Below are 17,208 nucleotides of genomic sequence, written 5' to 3'. Positions count from 1 at the left end.
CTTCGCAGGCTTACGACTTCACCGACGACTTCACCCACGTCAGGCCATCAGGCCTGACGCACTTCCATGCCGCGGTGCTCGGATGAGACACCGAGGGCCCGCAGCTTGCGATGCAGGGCCGAGCGCTCCATGCCGACGAATTCGGCCGTGCGCGAGATGTTGCCGCCGAAGCGGTTGATCTGGGCGAGCAGGTATTCGCGCTCGAAGATCTCGCGGGCTTCGCGCAGCGGCAGGCTCATCAGGTGCTCGGCGCCGCCATTGACGGGGAGCGGCACATTGGAGCCGATCTCCTCGGGTAGCATCTCCGCGGTGATGACGGTCGATGGATCGCCGCCGGCGAGGATCATCAGTCGCTCGATGTTGTTGCGCAGCTCGCGCACGTTGCCCGGCCAGTCGTGAGCTTGCAGGACGGCGATTGCGTCCTCGCCGATGCGGCGCGGGGCGAGGCCGGACGCGCTCGATAGCTGGCCGACGAAGAACTGGATCAGGTCAGGGATGTCCTCGCGGCGCTCGGCGAGGCTCGGGACGCGCAGCGGCACCACGTTGAGGCGGTGATAGAGGTCCTCGCGGAAGCGGCCCTCGGCAATCTCACGCTCCAGGTCTCGGCTGGTTGAGGAGATGATGCGAACATCGACCGCCACCTTCTGGCTACCGCCGATGCGCAGGAACTTTTGTTCGACGAGCACGCGCAGGATCTTGCCCTGGGTCTCGAGCGGCATGTCAGCGACCTCGTCGATGTAGAGGGTGCCGCCGTGCGCCTCTTCCAGCGCACCGACCTTGCGCGGGCCACCGCCAGTCCGATCCTCGGTGCCGAACAACTCCTCCTCGACGCGATCGGGCGCCATGGCGGCCGCGTTCAGCACAACGAACGGAGCCTCGGCGCGCGCGGACTTCATATGAATAACGCGTGCGGCCAGCTCTTTGCCGGCGCCGGATGCTCCGCGAATGAGAATGCGGCTGTTGGTCGGGGCGACGCGATCGAGCGCGTTCCTTAGCTGGTTGATCGCGGGTGACTTGCCGACCATGTCGGCGCTGAACGTCGAGCGTTCGCGCAGCTCTTTGACCTCGCGCTTCAACTGCGAGGCTTCGAGTGCGCGCAGCGTGACGAGGATCAGGCGGTCGGCCTTGAACGGCTTTTCGATGTAGTCGTAGGCGCCGCGCTTGATGGCGGTGACGGCGGTCTCGATGTTGCCGTGACCGGAGATGATGACCACGGGCAGGTCAGGATAGGTGCGCTTGATGTAGGAGAGCACCTCCAATCCATCGAGACGGCTGCCCTGCAGCCAGATGTCGAGAATGACGAGATGGGGGCGCCGCTCCTCGATGGCTTTCAGGGCTTCGTCGCTGTCGCGCGCGAGGCGTGCGCTGTGCCCCTCGTCCTCGAGAATGCCGGCAACGAGATCGCGGATGTCGGCCTCGTCGTCGACGATCAGGATATCTGCAGCCATCTTTCAAAACTCCTTCGGTCGATGTCGCGGGCCTAGTGGGCCGCAGCTTGTTCTGTTGAGGATGGGGGAGTGGCGGGGCGCGCGGGTCCGTGTCCAAAGACCAGCGGCAGCGTGATGCGGACGAGTGCGCCATGCGGGCGTCCGGGAGCCACGGGGGCGTCTTCAAGCGCGAGTGTGCCACCGTGCTGTTCGGTAATCTTCTGAACCATGGCAAGGCCGAGGCCGGTGCCCTTGTGGCCTTTGGTGGTGACATAAGGCTCAAGCAGGCGAGCGCGGTTCTGCTTGGGCAAGCCGATGCCGTTGTCGATGACTTCGATGGTAACGCGGTCGGACTGCGGCGTGATGATGGTTTCGATCCAGCCCTTCCACTTCGGGTCTTCCTGCTGGGCGGTTTCGCGTGCGGCTTCTACCGCCTCGCTGGCGTTCTTGACGAGGTTCGTGATGGCGCGGGTGATGAGGCGTCGGTCGATCGACATCAGCAGCGGTTTTTCGGGAATGCGCAAATCGTAGCTGATCTCTGGATGGCCTTCGCGGAACAGGACGACGGGCTCCTGCACCGCGTGGCGCAGGTCGCTCGACGCCATCTCTGGCTTGGGCATGCGCGCGAACTCGGCGAACTCGTCGACCATCGTCTTGAGGTCGGTGACCTGACGTTCGATCGTCATGGTGAGGCGGTCGAAGGTTTCGCGGTCGTGCGTGATGCTCTTGGCGTATTTGCGGCGCAGGCGCTCGGCTGAAAGCTGAATCGGCGTCAGCGGGTTCTTGATCTCGTGGGCGATGCGGCGGGCCACGTCCGCCCAGGCAGCCGTGCGCTGGGCCGAAACGAGGTCGGTCACGTCATCGAAGGTGACGACAGAGCCGACGTCGCCGCCACTGGCGCGTTCGCGCGTGACCATCACAGCGAACGTGCGCTCCTCGCCGCCGACGTCGAGCGTAATCTCTTCCTGCGAGCGCTGCTTCAGCGTGTGCTCATCGGCATGGTCAAGGACGCCGCTGAAGGCGGGGATTGCTTCGCGCAGCTTTTTGCCCACGAGGTCGGCATCCTCGATGCCGAGGAGCTTGGTGGCGGCGCGGCTGACGAGGGTGATGCGATCCTGGCTGTCGAGGCCGATGACGCCCGCCGAAACGCCCGACAGCACGGCCTCCATGAAGTGGCGGCGCTCCATCAACTGCTCGTTGGCGGTGACGAGCGCGTCGTGCTGATTTTTCAACTCGCGCGTCATGGTGTTGAAGGTCTGCGAAAGGCGCCGCAGATCGCCCTCACCGCGCTTCTCGGGCAGCTCGATATCGAGGTTGCCGGTCGAGACCTCCTGAGCCGCACCGATGAGACGACGGATGGGCGCAACGAAGCGTCCGGCGAACCATAGACCGACCCAGATGGCGGCGAGCACGGCCGTCATCGAGATCATCAGATACATGAGCCCGTGCGCCACCTTGAGCCCGCCGCGCGCTTTGCGCAGGCGGTTGAACTCGTCGACGTTCTGGGCAGTAAGGCGGAGATGCTCCGTCACCTGCGGGCTGACGCCACGGGCGACGTAAAGATACATGCCGGGGTAGCGCTCCAGTTTTGCGACAGCGCCGACGCGGTAATTGTGTGCGTTGGGCATCATCAAAGCCACCTGGCCGGCAGCGGCCTGGGCGAGCGCGCTTTGTGTCGGGCTGATGTAGGGCAGCCGATCGTCGGCGCTGGTTTCGACGACCGGCTGGCCCTCGCTATTGACGATGTAGGCCGCGGGCAAATCGCGCAGGCCCGCCTGGACCATCACGAGGCGTTGAAGGCGGATCGGGTCGCCAGCTATGGAGCCGGCGGCCATGTCGAGATCGCGCGCCATGTTGACGATGTCGGTGCGGATCACCTGACCGTGCTCGTCGAGGTAGGCGTTGGCGACGTCGCGCGATGACAGCACGATGGCGCGCGTAGACGTGGCGAACCAGCCGTCCAGCGAGCGGGCGAAGGTGACGGTCGCGCCGACCGCGAGCAGGATGGTCGGCAGTGCAGCGATGATCGAGAACAGACCGACGATGCGAATGTGCAGCCGGGCACCGGGCGTTCGTTTGCGCCATGCCCTGGCGAGCCCCAGCACCTGCCAGGTGAGGAGCGCGATCATCGCGACAATGAGGACGATGTTCAGGGCGAGCACGCCCAGCACCACCTCGTTTCGTGGCGGGATCGGCGTGAGACCAGTCAGGATGAGGTAGGTCGCGAACGCCGAGACGAGCGACAACAGGACTAGGACCAGTCCGATCCAAAAAGCGCGGTCGCTCGGATTGAGGGCGGAGGTCCCTTCTTCCAAGTTATGGCCTCGCTGCGGTGCGATGAGCACTGCCGGCATCGGGTCGCTTTCAGTCTTGGGCCCGGGGGAGGCCGGTTACGGAACTGCCGCCAGTTGCGGCGACCGGGATCAGAGCAACAGACTGTGACATTTTCGCGACGTGGCGAATTGGTAACGCCGGTCCTGACCGCGCGCAAGGGCGTGCGGGTAACGCTTTGGAATTTCAAGGGGACAATGGGCCGCGACTAACCCTGGGGCGTGCGGAAAACCCGAATGTCCAGCGCCCTTATTCTCGAACGCAGTGTGTTGCGGTTCAAACCCAACAACTCGGCTGCGCGGATCTGATTGCCGCGCGTTGCGGCAAGGGCGGCCGTGAGCAACGGGAGTTCGACCTGGCGGATGATACGGTCATAGAGGCCGGGAGGCGGCAGCTCTTTGCCGAAGCCGGAGAAGTAGCCGGCGAGATAGCGTTCGACCTGCTCACTCAGATCCTTCGAATCAGAGGAGCCGATGTCGGTCGACTTCTCCGGCATCGCTTCGGCCAGTTCCTGCTCAATGATCTGCGCCGTGAGCGTGTCCTGGGTATAGAGCGCGGCAAGCCGACGAACGAAGTTCTCCAATTCGCGCACGTTGCCGGGCCAGGGATGAGTCTTGAGGCGGTCGATGGCCGCGGCTTCGATCGATTTCTGACCGAGGCCTTCACGCGTGGCCTGACGCAAGAAGTGACGCACGAGATCGCCGACATCCTCCAGGCGCTCGCGCAGGGGTGGAATGCGGATCGGCACGACGTTGAGCCGATAGAAAAGGTCCTCGCGGAAGAGGCCCTGTGCGATCTGCGATTTGAGATCTCGGTGGGTGGCCGCAATGATGCGCACGTTGGTCTTGATCGGCGTGCGGCCGCCGACGGTGGTGTACTCACCCTCCTGCAGCACGCGCAGAAGACGCGTCTGGGCGTCGAGCGGCATGTCGCCGATTTCGTCGAGGAAAAGCGTGCCGCCCTCGGCTTGTTCGAAGCGGCCCTGCGTGCGCGTCTGTGCGCCAGTGAAAGCGCCCTTCTCGTGACCGAACAGCTCGCTCTCGACCAACTCGCGCGGGATAGCGGCCATGTTGATGGCAACGAATGGGCCTTGGCGGCGACGGCCGTAGTCGTGCAGCACGCGGGCGACCAGCTCCTTGCCGGTGCCGCTCTCGCCGTTGATCATGACGGTGAGATCGGTTTGCGTGAGGCGCGCAAGCACGCGGTAGATTTCCTGCATCGCCGACGAGCGGCCGATGAGCGGTAGCTCCTCGCTCTCGATCTCCTGCGTCGGGCGCTGCAGGCGACGGCCGGGTTGGGTCAGGGCGCGTCCGACGACGGCGACGACCTCGTTCAGATCGAATGGCTTGGGCAGATATTCGTAGGCGCCCTTCTCAGCGGCAGTAAGCGCCGTCATCAGCGTGTTCTGCGCGCTCATGACGATGATCGGCAGATCGGGCCGGATCTTCTTGATGCGCGGAATGAGATCGAAAGCGTTCTCGTCGGGCATGACGACGTCGGTGAGTACGACATCGCCCTCGCCCTGACTGACCCAGCGCCAGAGCGTGGTGGCGTTGCCGGTGGCGCGCGGAGCATATCCAGCTCGTGCAAGCGCCTGGTTCAACACCGTGCGGATTGCGGTGTCGTCGTCGGCGATAAGAACGGTACCACGGGCCATGGCCTACCTCGGGCTCGAGCGGGAGTTCGGAGTGAAGGGTTCCTGCATCGGGAGCAGGACCCGGAAGACGGTGCGCTTGGGCTCGCTGTCGAGCTCGATGATCCCCCCGTGATCGTTGATTATCTTGGCGACGAGTGCGAGCCCGAGGCCAGTGCCGTACGGCTTGGTTGTGACGAATGGATCGAACAAGTGTTCTTTGAGGTGCTCGGGGACGCCCGAGCCATTGTCCTCGATCTGAATCATCAGCGGCAGGCTGATGCGGGAGTCGGATCCCTGCACCGAGAGGCGCACGCCGGGACGGAACGAGGTCTGAATGACGATGCGCCCCTGCGCCTTGTTATCGCCGATGGCCTCGACCGCGTTCTTGACGAGATTGAGGATCGCCTGGACCAGCTTGTCGCGGTTGCCGGCGACTGGCGGCAGTGAGGGGTCGTAGTCCTCGATGAAGCGGATGCCGCGGCCGAAGCCGGACTCGCACAGCCGGCGCACGTGGTCGAGCACGTCGTGGATGTTGACGGGCTCCTTTTGCAACGGGCGCTCGTCGCCGAACACTTCCATGCGGTCGACGAGATTGCGGATGCGATCTGTCTCGGAGCAGATGAGCTGGGTTAGCGCGCGGTCGGCATCGGAGAGGTTCTGCTCGAGCAGCTGGGCAGCACCGCGGATACCCGACAGCGGATTTTTGATCTCGTGAGCCAGAACAGACGCCAGCCCGGAGACGGAGCGGGCGGCTGCGCGATGGGTGAGTTGGCGTTCGATCATCTGCGCCATGTTCCGCTGTTGCAGCATCAGGACGACATCGGTCGGATGCTCGGGCATCGGGCCGCCGTAGACATCGACGAGCTTGGGGCTCTGAAATTTCGGGCCGGAAACCTCGACGCCGTATTCGTTCACGGTGGCGCCAGAGACGCGCACCTGCTCGACGAGCGCGAGCAGTGGGCAGCCGAACGCCACGACCTCGTCCAGCTTGATGCGCTTCAGAAGCGCGATGCCGCTCGACAGGAAGGCTTCGGCAGCCGAGTTTGCGTAGATGATGCGATTATCGTCGCCGAGAACGAGAATCGGATGCGGCACGGCGGTGAGCAGCAGATCGTGCTCGACAGGCTTGCGGTTTGGCGGTGGCGAACGGGTAGCGGCGGCACTTCTCGTCACGCGGCAGCCTCCAGCGGTTCGTCGGCGTAGAAGGCGGCGAGGCCGCGCATGACACGCGAAGGATCGCTCTCAGTGCACAGCACGCGGCGCCACGATTTCACGATATCGACGGCGCGGCCGCTCTTCTCCAGATACCAGCCGATGTGCTTGCGGGCGATGCGCAGCCCGTGCTCGGCACCATAGTGAGAGAGCATGTCCTCGACGTGCGAACGGGCGATGACCGCCTGCTCGGGCAACGAGGGGGCGGATATAGGCGCGCCGGAAAGGTGTGCGGCGACACGGCCGGGCAGCCATGGCGCACCATAGGCGCCTCTGCCGATCATGACACCGGCAGCGCCTGAAGCCTTCAGGGCTGTGTCGGCATCCTCGGCGGAAGTGATGTCACCGTTGACGATGACGGGGATCGAAACTGCGCTGGCGACGTCCCGTACCGCGGTCCAATCGGCGTTGCCCTTGAAGAATTGGCAGCGGGTGCGTCCATGCACAGTGAGCATCTTGATGCCGGCGGCCTCGGCGCGGCGCGCCAGCTCGGGAGCGTTTCGGCTCTTGTCATCCCAGCCGAGCCGCATCTTCAGCGTGACAGGCACACGGACAGCAGCGACCACGGCTTCGATCAGCGATAGGGCGTGGTCGAGGTCGCGCATCAGGGCGCTGCCGGACAGCTTGCCCGTCACTTCGCGCGCCGGGCAGCCCATGTTAATGTCGATGATATCGGCGCCGAGGTCCTCGGCGATGCGGGCGCCCTCCGCCATCCAGCCGGCCTCGCGTCCCACCAGTTGGATTGCAAACGGGGCAAGCTCCCGGCCTTCGGCACGGCGCAGCACATCGGTGCGGCCACGCACAAATTCTTCGCTGGCGACCATCTCAGAGACGACCAGGCCAGCGCCTAGAGAATGAGCGAGGCGCCGGAACGGCAGGTCCGTGACGCCCGTCATGGGGGCGAGCAGGACCCGGTTCGGCACGGTGTGGCGACCAATTTCGAGGCCGCCGCTGATCGACGTCATGCCGGATGCTCAGGATTTAGGCATTGGTGATGTGTGCCCTTCATTTGTGCACAATAGGGTCTGAGTTTTTATTTCGCAAGCGCGAACAAGCCCATCCACAATTGCCCTGAAGTCCCGTTCTGGCTAAGCAGGCCGGGGCATTTATGGCAGGTGCGACAATGGCGACAGCGGCGGCAGTGATCGTGGCGGCAGGCCGCGGGACGCGTGCGCGCGGTGTGGGGGAGCCACCCAAGCAGTATCTGCCATTAGCTGGGCTCCCGGTACTGGCGCACTCTCTTCGCCTATTCGAGGGGCACCCCGAAGTAGCTCGCAGCGTGGTGGTCTACAATCCGGAAGATGCTCAACTTTATGATAAAGCGGCAGCATCCTTTAAGGCTGCGTTGCTTCCTCCGGTGGCCGGCGGGGCCACGCGGCAGGACTCGGTGCTTGCCGGGCTGGAAGCCTTCGCCGATGCGCCACCCGACTATGTCCTGATCCATGACGCGGCGCGGCCATTTCTAACCGGCGATCTCGTCAGCCGGCTGCTTTCTGCTCTCTCGGAGCACCCCGCCGCAATTGCCGCCGAACCGGTCAGCGACACACTGAAGCAGGCGGGCGCAGACGCAGTGATCACCCGCACCGTGGATCGCGCGGGGCTGTGGCGGGCGCAAACCCCGCAGGCATTCCGCTTCGGCGCGATCTTAAAGGCGCATCGTCGAGCAGCCACTGAGGGCCGCCACGATTTCACAGACGATGCGGGGCTCGCCGAATGGGCGGGACTGCCCGTGAAGCTCATCGCCAGCGGGGCACTCAACATGAAGCTAACAACCGCCGCCGACCTTGCGCTGGCAGAACGACTGATGGCGCCATCGAACTCCTTCGAGCCACGCAACGGGACTGGCTTCGACGTGCACAGGTTTGCGCCCGGCGATCACGTGTGGCTGTGCGGCGTGCAGATCCCGCATTCGCAGAAGCTCGAAGGACATTCCGACGCCGACGTCGGTTTGCATGCACTTACCGACGCGCTGCTCGGGGCTATCGGCGATGGCGACATCGGCCAGCACTTTCCTCCGAGCGACGAGCGCTGGCGCGGTGCGGCCTCGCACATTTTCCTGACCGATGCCGCCGCGCGCGTGCGCAAACTCGGCGGGCGGATCAGCAACGTCGACGTCACGTTCCTTTGCGAGGCACCGAAGATCGGGCCGCATCGCAATGCCATGCGTGCAGCGGTGGCCGGCATCCTCGACATCGACGTATCGCGCATAGGTATCAAAGCGACCACGATGGAGAAGCTTGGCTTTATCGGCCGCGGCGAAGGCATTGCGGCAATGGCGAGCGCAACGGTGCTGCTGCCACTCGGTCTGCCGTAGCCCCTGCGCGGCGTAAGTGCATTTGACCCCTGCGACAGAATCGCGGCATCAAGATTCAAGGTGGTTGTATGACCACGAGCCTTCGGGGGGCCGACATGAACCTGATGACCAACACGCTGGAGCGCAAGCCGGTCGAAACGGCGAGCATTTCTGATATCGCCGAAACCACCGCCAGCGCATGCCTTGCAACGCGCGTGCGTCAGCTTTCGCGCATCATTACGCGCGTTTACGACGATGCCATGCGCCCGCTTGGCATCACCACAAGCCAGTACACGCTATTAGCGCAACTCGCGCAGCGCGATGCGATCACGGCGGTCGAGATCGGCCACGAGCTCGACATCGAGAAGTCGACGCTGTCGCGCAACCTGAAGCGTCTGCTGGCGCTCGGGCACATCAACATGGATCCGCCGGCTGGCCGTCGTGGCCGCGGGCTGCATCTGACAGCGAAGGGTCAGGCCATCCTCAAGGATGCGTTCCCGATCTGGCAGGATGCGCAGAAGCGGGCATTCACGGTCATGGGCGCTGAGAGCCTCAGCACGCTTGACCACCTGCTGCATCAAGCCGAGAAGCTCGCTCCGGCCTGAAGCGCCTTTCGAGGCGTTTGACCTTACGGGCGCTCAGGGGACTATATTGAAGGGGGTGCTGGTGCACCCCCTTTCGCTTGTCCGATGATATACCCGTGCGAGGCGCATGAGCACGCTGTTCCCGCAAGACCTCTACGATGCCGCTAGAGCGCTGCTGAGCGAGTTGCAGCGCCATTCGCTGTTGGTTGTCACGGCTGAAAGCTGCACTGGCGGGCTCGTCTCGGGACTGCTTACGGAGGTGCCTGGTTCATCGGGCATGGTGGAGCGCGGGTTCGTCACCTACTCCAACACCGCTAAGAGCGACTTGCTGGGCGTTCCCCTCGAAACGATCGAGCGCCACGGCGCGGTCAGCGAGGAAGTGGCGCGCGCAATGGCCGATGGTGCGCTCGCTCGCTCGCCCGCGCACATTGCCCTATCGATCACCGGGATTGCCGGCCCTGACGGCGGTACGGCGGCAAAGCCAGTGGGCCTCGTTTATCTCGGGGTTGCCGCGCGCGGCGCGCCGACGCGGGTAATGGAATGCCGCTTCGGAGATATCGGACGACGGGAGATTCGCCTCTCCAGCGTGCGCGAAGGCATCGCGTTGATGGCAGGTGCGATCACACCGGGCATCCCGCATGGCTAGGCCGCTCGCATCGGCATCGGCCATAGCCGCCTGCCTGGTGCTGGCGATCGCCGCTGCATCGGCAGGCGATATCAGTGTGCGCGACCTCACGACCCAGCTTTACAACGCCGACCGGAGCCGACCACCGCAACTCGTCGGGCGTGACCTGCGCGAGATGGATTTGAGCGGGCTCGATTTCAAAGCGGCCAACTTGAGCAACAGCAATCTGTTCGGGGCGGACCTCAGCGGGGCGGATTTGTCGAACGCACAACTGAAGGGCTCGCGGCTCGATCGCGTGACGATCATCGGGGCGCGGTTCGATGGCGCCGATCTGTCGGACGCGAGCTTTCTGCGTCCGTCTACGTTTTCTACGCTGGCGGCACCGAGCAACGAGGCGGCGAGTTTCGTCGGCACCAAGCTGGCCCGGGCACGCCTTTTCGGGCGATTCAACCGCACGAGCTTTCGGGGCGCCGACCTCTCTGGGGCGACGCTGGCCCCGTTCAATCGCACCGGCTTCATCGAACACATCTGGCGCACGGAGCTGTCGGGGGCGGATCTGTCTGGTACCAACCTCAGCCGCGCCAACCTCACCTACGCGCTATTGTCGTTCGCCAATCTGCGCGGCGCAGATCTTTCCGGTGCGGTGCTGCGCAAGACGGACCTATCGCGGGCGGATCTGACTGGTGCGGATTTAACGGGTGTCGACCTCGCGGAGGCGGACCTTGACGGTGCGGTTCTCACCGGCGTGCGCGGACTTGAAACGGCGCTGGGGCTCGACAGTGCACGCAATGTCGACAAGGCGATCAGGTAAATGCGATCTGGCTGCCTATTCAGGCTGCCGGTGTGCCGGTCGGCTTGTTGCCGTAAAGCAGGCGCGCGCGGGCTTCGAAGGCATCGGTATATTTGCGCACGGCCTTGTCGAACACGGCGCCCATCAGCATCGAAAGCATCCGGGAAGCGAACGCATAGTCGATGTGGAATTGCACTTCGCAGCCGCCGGCCACATCGCGGAAACGCCAGCGGTTAGTGAGGCGCGCGAACGGGCCGTCAATCTTCTCGACGTCGATTTCGTGACGCTGCGGGCGCAAGGTAACGCGACTGGTGAAGGTTTCGCGGATGGCGTGGTACCCAACGCTCATGCTCGCGATGATGACTGAATGGGTGGTTCCATCCTCGCGCGACTTGATGGTGAGGGCCTCGCAGAGCGGGACGAATTCGGGATAGCGCTCGACGTCGGCAACCACGGCGAACATCTGATCGGCGGTGAATGGCACGCGGCGCGTCGTCTCGAAGGTGGGCAAGTTCGGGCTCCGTCCTGCCTCAAGCGTTGCGCGCGCGGCGCTGGGCCTGGAGCTTCGCGAAGTCCTCTCCTGCGTGGTAGGAGGACCGCGTGAAGGGGCTCGAGGCGACGAGCGCGAACCCCTTGGCGACGGCAATCTGGCGCAGTTGCTCGAATTCGGCCGGCGGCATGAAGCGCTTGACGGGCGCGTGCTTCGGGCTCGGCTGCAGGTATTGTCCGATGGTGAGGAAGTCGACGCCGGCGGAGCGCATATCGTCCATCACCTGCATGATCTCGGTGCGCTCTTCGCCCAGCCCGACCATGATGCCCGACTTGGTGAAGACGTTGGGGTCGATCTCCTTGGCGCGTTGAAGCAGGCGCAGCGAATGGAAGTAGCGCGCCCCAGGGCGGATCGACAGGTAGAGGCGCGGCACAGTTTCAAGGTTGTGATTGAAGACGTCGGGCCGTGCGGCCAGCACCGTCGCAAGCGCGTTGGGACGGCGCATGAAGTCGGGCGTCAGGACTTCGACGGTCGTGCCAGGGGACTGCTCGCGGAGTGCGTAAATCACGCGCGCGAAATGATCGGCCCCACCATCGGGCAGGTCATCACGGTCGACCGAGGTGACGACAATGTGCGTGAGACCAAGCTCGCTCGCCGCCTTGGCGACGCGGCTGGGCTCATCGGGATCGAGCGGGCGCGGGATACCTGTGCGCACATTGCAGAAGGCGCAGGCGCGCGTGCAGGTGTCGCCCATGATCATGAAGGTGGCGTGGTGCTTCGACCAGCATTCGCCGATGTTGGGACAGCCGGCCTCCTCACAGACCGTGTGAACGCCACTCTTGCGGACAACGCGTACCGTCTCGGCGAGACCCGGCCCGCTCGGCGCCCGCACTCTGATCCACGACGGCTTGGCCGGGCGCACTGCAGCGTCAGGCTGGTGTGGGGTTAGTTCGGTGGGCGGCGAGGTATCCAAGGGTACAATCCTGCCTGAGGTAGGGCGGTGCATTCTAGAGCACCGCTAGCCCCATGCAAATCTGAGCGATGAGCGGGCTTAGCGGCCGACAATGCGGCCGATAACGATGATGATCAATGCGCCGATGGTCGATACGGCGATGAGGTGCACCCAGGGCCAGTCATAGAGGAAAGGGAGCTTCAATAGTCCGGCTTGGACGAGAGCGCCGCCGACGAAGGCGCCGATAATGCCGATGAAGATGTCGCGGATGAACCCGCCACGCCCGCCCAGCAACATTGAGGCAATCCAGCCGGCCACCAAGCCATTCACCGCCATGACGATCCACGGCAAGTAGGTCGAGTAGTTTTCCATTGACTGTTTCCCCTGAGAATTCCCTTGGGCGCTTAAGCGATGACACGCGCCAATATGACGACAATGACGGCGCCGGCAGTTGCCGTCACCACTTCGGATAGAAACTTGTTGCCGATGCCGAGATCGATCTTCAGGGCGTCGAACAGATAGCCGCCGACAAATGCGCCGACGATGCCGGTGATGAGATAGCGCAGAATTCCGCCACCGCCGCCGATGAGAACCGAGGCAAGAAAGCCCGCGAGAATGCCGATGACCGCAAAGACGACGAGAGCACGGGTTTCCACGTTCATAAGCGATCTCCTCTGCGGCCGCTCAGCGGCTGGTTTTTGCGGCTGGCGGGATATGTATGGCGCGGCCCCACGCTGACAGTGCGCTTTCGCCCATCATCTCCGAAAGGGTCGGATGTGGGAAGACGGTGCGCATCAGGTCCTCCTCAGTCGCCTCGAGCTGCATGGCGATGACGAAGCCCTGGATCAGCTCGGTGACCTCAGCGCCAAGCATGTGTGCGCCGATCAGTTCGCCGGTCTTTGCGTCAAAGATCGTTTTCACAAGGCCGTCGCGCTCGCCGAGGGCCAGCGCTTTACCATTGGCGCGAAAGGGAAACCGCCCGACGCGGATATCGCGGCCGGCCTCTTTTGCACGCTGCTCGGTGAGGCCGACCGAAGCGATCTGCGGGCGCGAATAGGTGCAGCCGGGGATCCGCAGCTTGTCGAGTGCGTGAACGTCGAGCCCCTTGATCGCCTCGACACAGGCGACGCCCTCGTGCTCGGCCTTGTGGGCGAGCATCGGGGCGCCGGCTACATCGCCGATGGCGTAGATGCCAGCGACCGAAGTTCGGCCGAGCCCATCGGTAACGATGAGGCCTCTGTCGAGTTTCACACCCAGCGCATCCAGGCCGAGCCCGTCGGTGTTGCCGACGACGCCAACAGCCGAAATCATGCGTTCGGCCGTGATCTTCTCGCTTTTGCCATCCGATGTGACGACATCAGCCGTGATGGAATCCTTGCCGCGCTCAACGCTTGCAACCTTGGCGCCGGTGATGATGCGGATGCCTTCCTTCTCGAAGGCCTTGCGGGCGAGCGCGGCGATCTCTGCGTCCTCGACGGGAAGGATCTGCTCCAACAGCTCGACGACGGTCACCTCGCAGCCGAGCGCGCGATAGAAGGATGCGAACTCGATGCCGATGGCACCCGAGCCGGCGATCAGCAGCGAACGTGGCAGGGACGGCGGCAACATCGCCTCGAAGTAGGTCCAGATGCGTTCGCCGTCGGGCTCGAGGCCGGGCAGCGCGCGCGGACGCGCGCCTGTGGCAACGATGATGTGCGAAGCGGTGTAGCGCCCCGGCCCGCGGGCGTCTTTCGGCGGCTCGGGATTGGGGCGGCCCGTGTCGCGCGGTGCAGCGACGTCGATCCCGCCGCGGCCGCGCAGCTTTGCTTCCCCCCAGATCACGTCGACGCCGTTCTTCTTCAGCAGGAACCCGACGCCGGCGTTCAATTCGCGCGACACGGCGCGCGAACGGGCGACCATTGCGGCGATGTCGATCTGGGGTTTGCCCGCACGCACGCCGAAACTTTCGCCCTCGCCCACCAGATGCACAATCTCGGCGGAGCGCAGTAGCGCCTTCGTCGGGATACATCCCCAGTTGAGGCAGATGCCGCCGAGATGCGCGCGCTCGACCACGGCGGTGCGGAAGCCAAGCTGGGCGGCGCGAATGGCGGCAACGTATCCGCCAGGTCCAGCACCGATGACGATGACATCGTAGTCGCTGGCGCCCATCTTCCTGCTCCCTGTGCGAAGAGGCCCCGGTGTCACCCGACGCCGAGGCCTCTGCTAGCACGTTCGATTACCGGTTCGACACCCGCCACTACACGTGACAGCGCGCACCCAGGTACTTATCGAGCAATTGGTTGTAGAGGTCTGCTTTGGCCTTTTGGGCTGCAGGCAGCTTCTGGCCAGAGTTCTGGCGTTCGACGAGAGAGGGCACACCCTCTTTGTCGAGCTTATTGAGGTTGCCACGGATGCCCTGGCAGGTCTCACCGGCGCTCAGCGCCTGAGGACCGGGATCACCGCTACCGTTGCCGGTGTTGCCGGCACAGCCTGCCAGCATCACCGCAATAGTGATCGCCAATGCTCCGCCCGAAACGCGTACGCCCCGACCGCTACCTGTCACCGTGCCCTCCACTCGCCTTGGAAGCCAGGGCGTTTTTCACCACACGGTTTGTCCCGGCGCAACCCTTCTTGCAGGGATGTGCAGAAATCACTCAGGCGCCGCCGCATCTGGATGACACAGCGACGCCTGAAAGATGAGTGGACGCAAACCCTCTTATGGGTTCGGGATTGCCGGTGTGGTGGCGGCACTCGCCGTCGTCTCCTGCGGCGCCATGGCAGCGGCGACCGGCTTCTGAGTCGGAACGGGCGGCTTAGCCTTGCTGGCCGTCTTCGTGGTGCCTGCCGCGGCAACCGAGCCCGTCGTCACGGGATCGACGGGAGCGGTCGCGGCAATGCGCGGCGGATAGCTCGAGCACTTGCTCTGGAATTCGGTGTTCGCCTTGTTGAGCTCGTCCGCCTTGGCAAGGTCGCCCGACTTCAGCTTGTATTTCTTCGCGGCAGCCTTCGCCACCTTATCGGAGACGCCTTCGTTGTTCAGCGCTTCGATCTGTGACACCAGCGTGGCGCAAAGAGCCTGCTTGGACTTCTCAGCCTGCTCGGCTGCGGCCTGCTTCTGCGGGTCGATGGAGCCTGTGTTGAATGTGGAACCGAGGCTGCCTTCCGCGCAGCCTGCAAGCAGCAGACAACCAAAAGCGGCTGTTGCGATTATGGCGTTTGAGCGCGCCGTCATTGGGATTCACTCCAAGAGCTAGAGAGATCAGGTACGCCCACGCATGTGTCCCGCTTCTAGTCTCGCCCTGGGCCAACGGCAAGCAAGTGCCCTATTCTTATGCGGTCCGGGGCGGTTTGGGAGGTGCTTAGTTGGGGAAAGGTCGCAATGCGTGCCCGCTGCGCCACAGCGCAACGGCTTGGTAAACGCGTTTTTGGCAAAAGCCGATTCGCTAGAGTTTTGGCGACGTTCCGCTCAAACGAGCATGCGGACAGGGTCTTCGATGAAGGCCCGAAATGCGCCAAGCAGGGCAGCTCCAGTTGCCCCGTCGACCACACGGTGATCGCAAGAAAGTGTCACACTCATCACGGTGGCTGCTTCCAGCGTCTCACCGACGACCACCGGACGCTTCTCGGCCGCGCCCACGGCGAGGATCGTCGCGTGCGGTGGATTGATCACCGCGTCGAACGATTTGATGCCGTACATGCCGAGGTTGGAGATCGATGTCGTGCCGCCCTGGTACTCGTGCGGGGCGAGGCGGCGCTTACGAGCCCGGTCGGCCAGATCGCGCATCTCGTTGGAGATTTCTGAAAGCGATTTCATCTCGGCGTGGTGGATGACCGGAGTGAACAGGCCACCGTCGATGGCCACGGCGACGCCGACGTCCGAATATTTGTGCTGAAGCATGCCGGCCTCGGTCCACGTTGCATTGGCCGCCGGGACCTCTTGCAGTGCGAGCGCCATCGCCTTGATGATGAAGTCATTGACGGAGAGCTTGTAGGCGCGCGGACCTTCCGCGGGCGAGGCCGCGTTCATGCGTCCGCGGGCGCGCAGCAACTCGTCGATGCGGCAGTCCATCGACAGGTAGTAGTGGGGGATCGTCTGCTTGGCGACGGTGAGGCGCTCGGCGATGATGCGGCGCATCTTGTCGTGCGGAACGAGCTCGTAGCTACCCTTGTCGTAGAGGGCGAGGATCTTGTCGTCGGAAAGCGCGGCAGGCGTCGGCGGCGCGGTTGCGACCTCGCGGTGCGAAGCCTGAGGCGTCGCAGCGCGGTTGGCGCCGCCGTTCGCGATGGCAGCTTCGATATCACGCTTGATGATGCGTCCGTGCGGTCCGGTGCCGGCTAGCCTGTCGATTGCGAGACCGGCTTCGTGCGCCAGGCGTCTTGCCAGGGGTGAGATGCGAACGCGTTCTGCGGAGGCGACATTGGTGCTCATGCGGTACCTCCCGATGCGTGCTGCGCGGCTGCTTCCTTCGACCAGTCGTGCAGGAATGTCAGGTAGGAGAGCGCGCTGTAGACACCGATGCCGATGATCCAGCCGGTGACGACGCCCAACTCCTGTTGCGATAGGGGCAGGCCGCTCGATACAGGCATGGGATTGCGCAAACTGTCGACGGTCATGATCGGCTGCGGCAGGCGTCCCCATGCTTGCAGCAGTCCTTCCTGCATCGACTGGACGACGGCCGCGGTGCCACCGAGGAAGCTCAAACCGATGGTGAGCAGGCCGAAGGCCAGGAGCCGCAGGAACAATCCGGCGCGGCCGAGAAAAAAGAACAACGCGGCGATGTAGCCGGACACGATGGCAAAGAACAGCGATACGATGGTGAGAATGGTCTGCAGCGAGCCGAACAGGCCGTTCAACAGCTCCGCTTGTGTCATCGATACGTCGGTCATCT

General features: G+C 64.1%; 18 protein-coding genes. 4 read left to right on the top strand and 14 right to left on the bottom strand.

Features of this window, described 5'->3' with window-relative positions; translation table 11 throughout:
• Positions 1-47: 47 nt before the first annotated feature.
• The 5 genes from ACP15D_RS01665 to dusB all read right to left on the bottom strand — a co-directional run bounded on the left by ACP15D_RS01665 (position 48) and on the right by dusB (position 7,571).
• On the bottom strand, positions 48-1,448 hold the full coding sequence (locus ACP15D_RS01665; protein WP_072377605.1) for a sigma-54-dependent transcriptional regulator: 1,401 nt from the start codon (positions 1,446-1,448) through the stop codon (positions 48-50).
• A gap of 32 nt (positions 1,449-1,480) precedes the next feature.
• Positions 1,481-3,742 carry an ATP-binding protein gene (locus ACP15D_RS01660; RefSeq protein ID WP_424955835.1) on the bottom strand — a complete coding sequence of 754 codons (2,262 nt, stop codon included), beginning with the start codon at positions 3,740-3,742 and terminating at the stop codon, positions 1,481-1,483.
• 224 nt (positions 3,743-3,966) lie between these two features.
• Positions 3,967-5,415, bottom strand: coding sequence for a nitrogen regulation protein NR(I) (ntrC, locus tag ACP15D_RS01655; protein ID WP_424955834.1), 1,449 nt, complete (start codon positions 5,413-5,415; stop codon positions 3,967-3,969).
• Between the two features lie 3 nt (positions 5,416-5,418).
• Positions 5,419-6,567, bottom strand: coding sequence for a two-component system sensor histidine kinase NtrB (locus ACP15D_RS01650; protein WP_424955833.1), 1,149 nt, complete (start codon positions 6,565-6,567; stop codon positions 5,419-5,421).
• The gene (gene dusB / locus ACP15D_RS01645; RefSeq protein ID WP_424955832.1) at positions 6,564-7,571 is read right to left on the bottom strand and encodes a tRNA dihydrouridine synthase DusB; all 1,008 of its coding nucleotides are present in this window, start codon (positions 7,569-7,571) and stop codon (positions 6,564-6,566) included. The genes ACP15D_RS01650 and dusB overlap by 4 nt, the downstream gene beginning before the upstream one ends.
• Positions 7,572-7,714: 143 nt before the next feature.
• On the opposite strand from dusB, the gene ACP15D_RS01640 reads away from it, so the two are divergent.
• The 4 genes from ACP15D_RS01640 to ACP15D_RS01625 all read left to right on the top strand — a co-directional run bounded on the left by ACP15D_RS01640 (position 7,715) and on the right by ACP15D_RS01625 (position 10,919).
• Positions 7,715-8,920 (top strand): bifunctional 2-C-methyl-D-erythritol 4-phosphate cytidylyltransferase/2-C-methyl-D-erythritol 2,4-cyclodiphosphate synthase, encoded by a 1,206-nt coding sequence (locus ACP15D_RS01640; RefSeq protein WP_424955831.1) that lies wholly within the window; start codon positions 7,715-7,717, stop codon positions 8,918-8,920.
• 95 nt (positions 8,921-9,015) lie between these two features.
• A complete protein-coding gene (locus tag ACP15D_RS01635; RefSeq protein WP_424955830.1) occupies positions 9,016-9,504 on the top strand; it encodes a MarR family winged helix-turn-helix transcriptional regulator in 489 nt (162 codons plus the stop codon).
• A gap of 106 nt (positions 9,505-9,610) precedes the next feature.
• Positions 9,611-10,129: a CinA family protein gene (locus ACP15D_RS01630; RefSeq protein WP_424955829.1), complete on the top strand. Its 519-nt coding sequence runs from the start codon at positions 9,611-9,613 to the stop codon at positions 10,127-10,129.
• Complete coding sequence (locus tag ACP15D_RS01625) at positions 10,122-10,919, top strand: pentapeptide repeat-containing protein (protein ID WP_424955828.1); 798 nt, start codon at positions 10,122-10,124, stop codon at positions 10,917-10,919. Before ACP15D_RS01630 ends, ACP15D_RS01625 begins: the two co-directional genes overlap by 8 nt.
• 19 nt (positions 10,920-10,938) lie before the next feature.
• Here ACP15D_RS01625 and ACP15D_RS01620 read toward each other — a convergent pair whose 3' ends face one another.
• The 9 genes from ACP15D_RS01620 to ACP15D_RS01580 form a co-directional block, all read right to left on the bottom strand.
• Positions 10,939-11,409, bottom strand: coding sequence for a type II toxin-antitoxin system RatA family toxin (locus tag ACP15D_RS01620; protein ID WP_424955827.1), 471 nt, complete (start codon positions 11,407-11,409; stop codon positions 10,939-10,941).
• 19 nt (positions 11,410-11,428) lie between these two features.
• Positions 11,429-12,394 (bottom strand): lipoyl synthase, encoded by a 966-nt coding sequence (lipA, locus tag ACP15D_RS01615; RefSeq protein WP_424955826.1) that lies wholly within the window; start codon positions 12,392-12,394, stop codon positions 11,429-11,431.
• 45 nt (positions 12,395-12,439) lie between these two features.
• Positions 12,440-12,712, bottom strand: coding sequence for a GlsB/YeaQ/YmgE family stress response membrane protein (locus tag ACP15D_RS01610; protein ID WP_424955825.1), 273 nt, complete (start codon positions 12,710-12,712; stop codon positions 12,440-12,442).
• A 32-nt stretch (positions 12,713-12,744) separates the two neighbouring features.
• Complete coding sequence (locus ACP15D_RS01605) at positions 12,745-13,002, bottom strand: GlsB/YeaQ/YmgE family stress response membrane protein (RefSeq protein WP_424955824.1); 258 nt, start codon at positions 13,000-13,002, stop codon at positions 12,745-12,747.
• Between the two features lie 22 nt (positions 13,003-13,024).
• Positions 13,025-14,488, bottom strand: a complete 1,464-nt coding sequence (gene lpdA / locus ACP15D_RS01600) for a dihydrolipoyl dehydrogenase (RefSeq protein WP_424955823.1) — start codon at positions 14,486-14,488, stop codon at positions 13,025-13,027.
• An 88-nt stretch (positions 14,489-14,576) separates the two neighbouring features.
• Positions 14,577-14,882, bottom strand: a complete 306-nt coding sequence (locus ACP15D_RS01595; protein ID WP_424955822.1) for a hypothetical protein — start codon at positions 14,880-14,882, stop codon at positions 14,577-14,579.
• Between the two features lie 153 nt (positions 14,883-15,035).
• The gene (locus ACP15D_RS01590; RefSeq protein WP_424955821.1) at positions 15,036-15,551 is read right to left on the bottom strand and encodes a hypothetical protein; all 516 of its coding nucleotides are present in this window, start codon (positions 15,549-15,551) and stop codon (positions 15,036-15,038) included.
• A gap of 234 nt (positions 15,552-15,785) precedes the next feature.
• Positions 15,786-16,748 carry a 2-oxo acid dehydrogenase subunit E2 gene (locus ACP15D_RS01585; RefSeq protein ID WP_424955820.1) on the bottom strand — a complete coding sequence of 321 codons (963 nt, stop codon included), beginning with the start codon at positions 16,746-16,748 and terminating at the stop codon, positions 15,786-15,788.
• On the bottom strand, positions 16,745-17,206 hold the full coding sequence (locus ACP15D_RS01580) for a hypothetical protein (protein WP_424955819.1): 462 nt from the start codon (positions 17,204-17,206) through the stop codon (positions 16,745-16,747). Before ACP15D_RS01580 ends, ACP15D_RS01585 begins: the two co-directional genes overlap by 4 nt.
• Positions 17,207-17,208 lie beyond the last annotated feature (2 nt).

Source organism: Hyphomicrobium sp. 1Nfss2.1, assembly GCF_965243865.1.
Lineage (GTDB): Bacteria > Pseudomonadota > Alphaproteobacteria > Rhizobiales > Hyphomicrobiaceae > Hyphomicrobium_A.
This window is presented reverse-complemented; position numbering and strand designations above follow the sequence as displayed.

What these genes read in the sequence shown, in the direction of transcription:
- ACP15D_RS01665 (WP_072377605.1), bottom strand. Translation starts at nt 1,448, where the DNA reads ATGGCTGCAGATATCCTGATCGTCGACGACGAGGCCGACATCCGCGAT.
- ACP15D_RS01640 (WP_424955831.1), top strand. Translation starts at nt 7,715, where the DNA reads ATGGCAGGTGCGACAATGGCGACAGCGGCGGCAGTGATCGTGGCGGCA.
- lipA (WP_424955826.1), bottom strand. Translation starts at nt 12,394, where the DNA reads ATGCACCGCCCTACCTCAGGCAGGATTGTACCCTTGGATACCTCGCCG.
- ACP15D_RS01630 (WP_424955829.1), top strand. Translation starts at nt 9,611, where the DNA reads ATGAGCACGCTGTTCCCGCAAGACCTCTACGATGCCGCTAGAGCGCTG.
- lpdA (WP_424955823.1), bottom strand. Translation starts at nt 14,488, where the DNA reads ATGGGCGCCAGCGACTACGATGTCATCGTCATCGGTGCTGGACCTGGC.
- ACP15D_RS01635 (WP_424955830.1), top strand. Translation starts at nt 9,016, where the DNA reads ATGAACCTGATGACCAACACGCTGGAGCGCAAGCCGGTCGAAACGGCG.
- ACP15D_RS01585 (WP_424955820.1), bottom strand. Translation starts at nt 16,748, where the DNA reads ATGAGCACCAATGTCGCCTCCGCAGAACGCGTTCGCATCTCACCCCTG.
- ACP15D_RS01605 (WP_424955824.1), bottom strand. Translation starts at nt 13,002, where the DNA reads ATGAACGTGGAAACCCGTGCTCTCGTCGTCTTTGCGGTCATCGGCATT.
- ACP15D_RS01580 (WP_424955819.1), bottom strand. Translation starts at nt 17,206, where the DNA reads ATGACCGACGTATCGATGACACAAGCGGAGCTGTTGAACGGCCTGTTC.
- ACP15D_RS01590 (WP_424955821.1), bottom strand. Translation starts at nt 15,551, where the DNA reads ATGACGGCGCGCTCAAACGCCATAATCGCAACAGCCGCTTTTGGTTGT.
- ACP15D_RS01610 (WP_424955825.1), bottom strand. Translation starts at nt 12,712, where the DNA reads ATGGAAAACTACTCGACCTACTTGCCGTGGATCGTCATGGCGGTGAAT.
- dusB (WP_424955832.1), bottom strand. Translation starts at nt 7,571, where the DNA reads ATGACGTCGATCAGCGGCGGCCTCGAAATTGGTCGCCACACCGTGCCG.
- ntrC (WP_424955834.1), bottom strand. Translation starts at nt 5,415, where the DNA reads ATGGCCCGTGGTACCGTTCTTATCGCCGACGACGACACCGCAATCCGC.
- ACP15D_RS01625 (WP_424955828.1), top strand. Translation starts at nt 10,122, where the DNA reads ATGGCTAGGCCGCTCGCATCGGCATCGGCCATAGCCGCCTGCCTGGTG.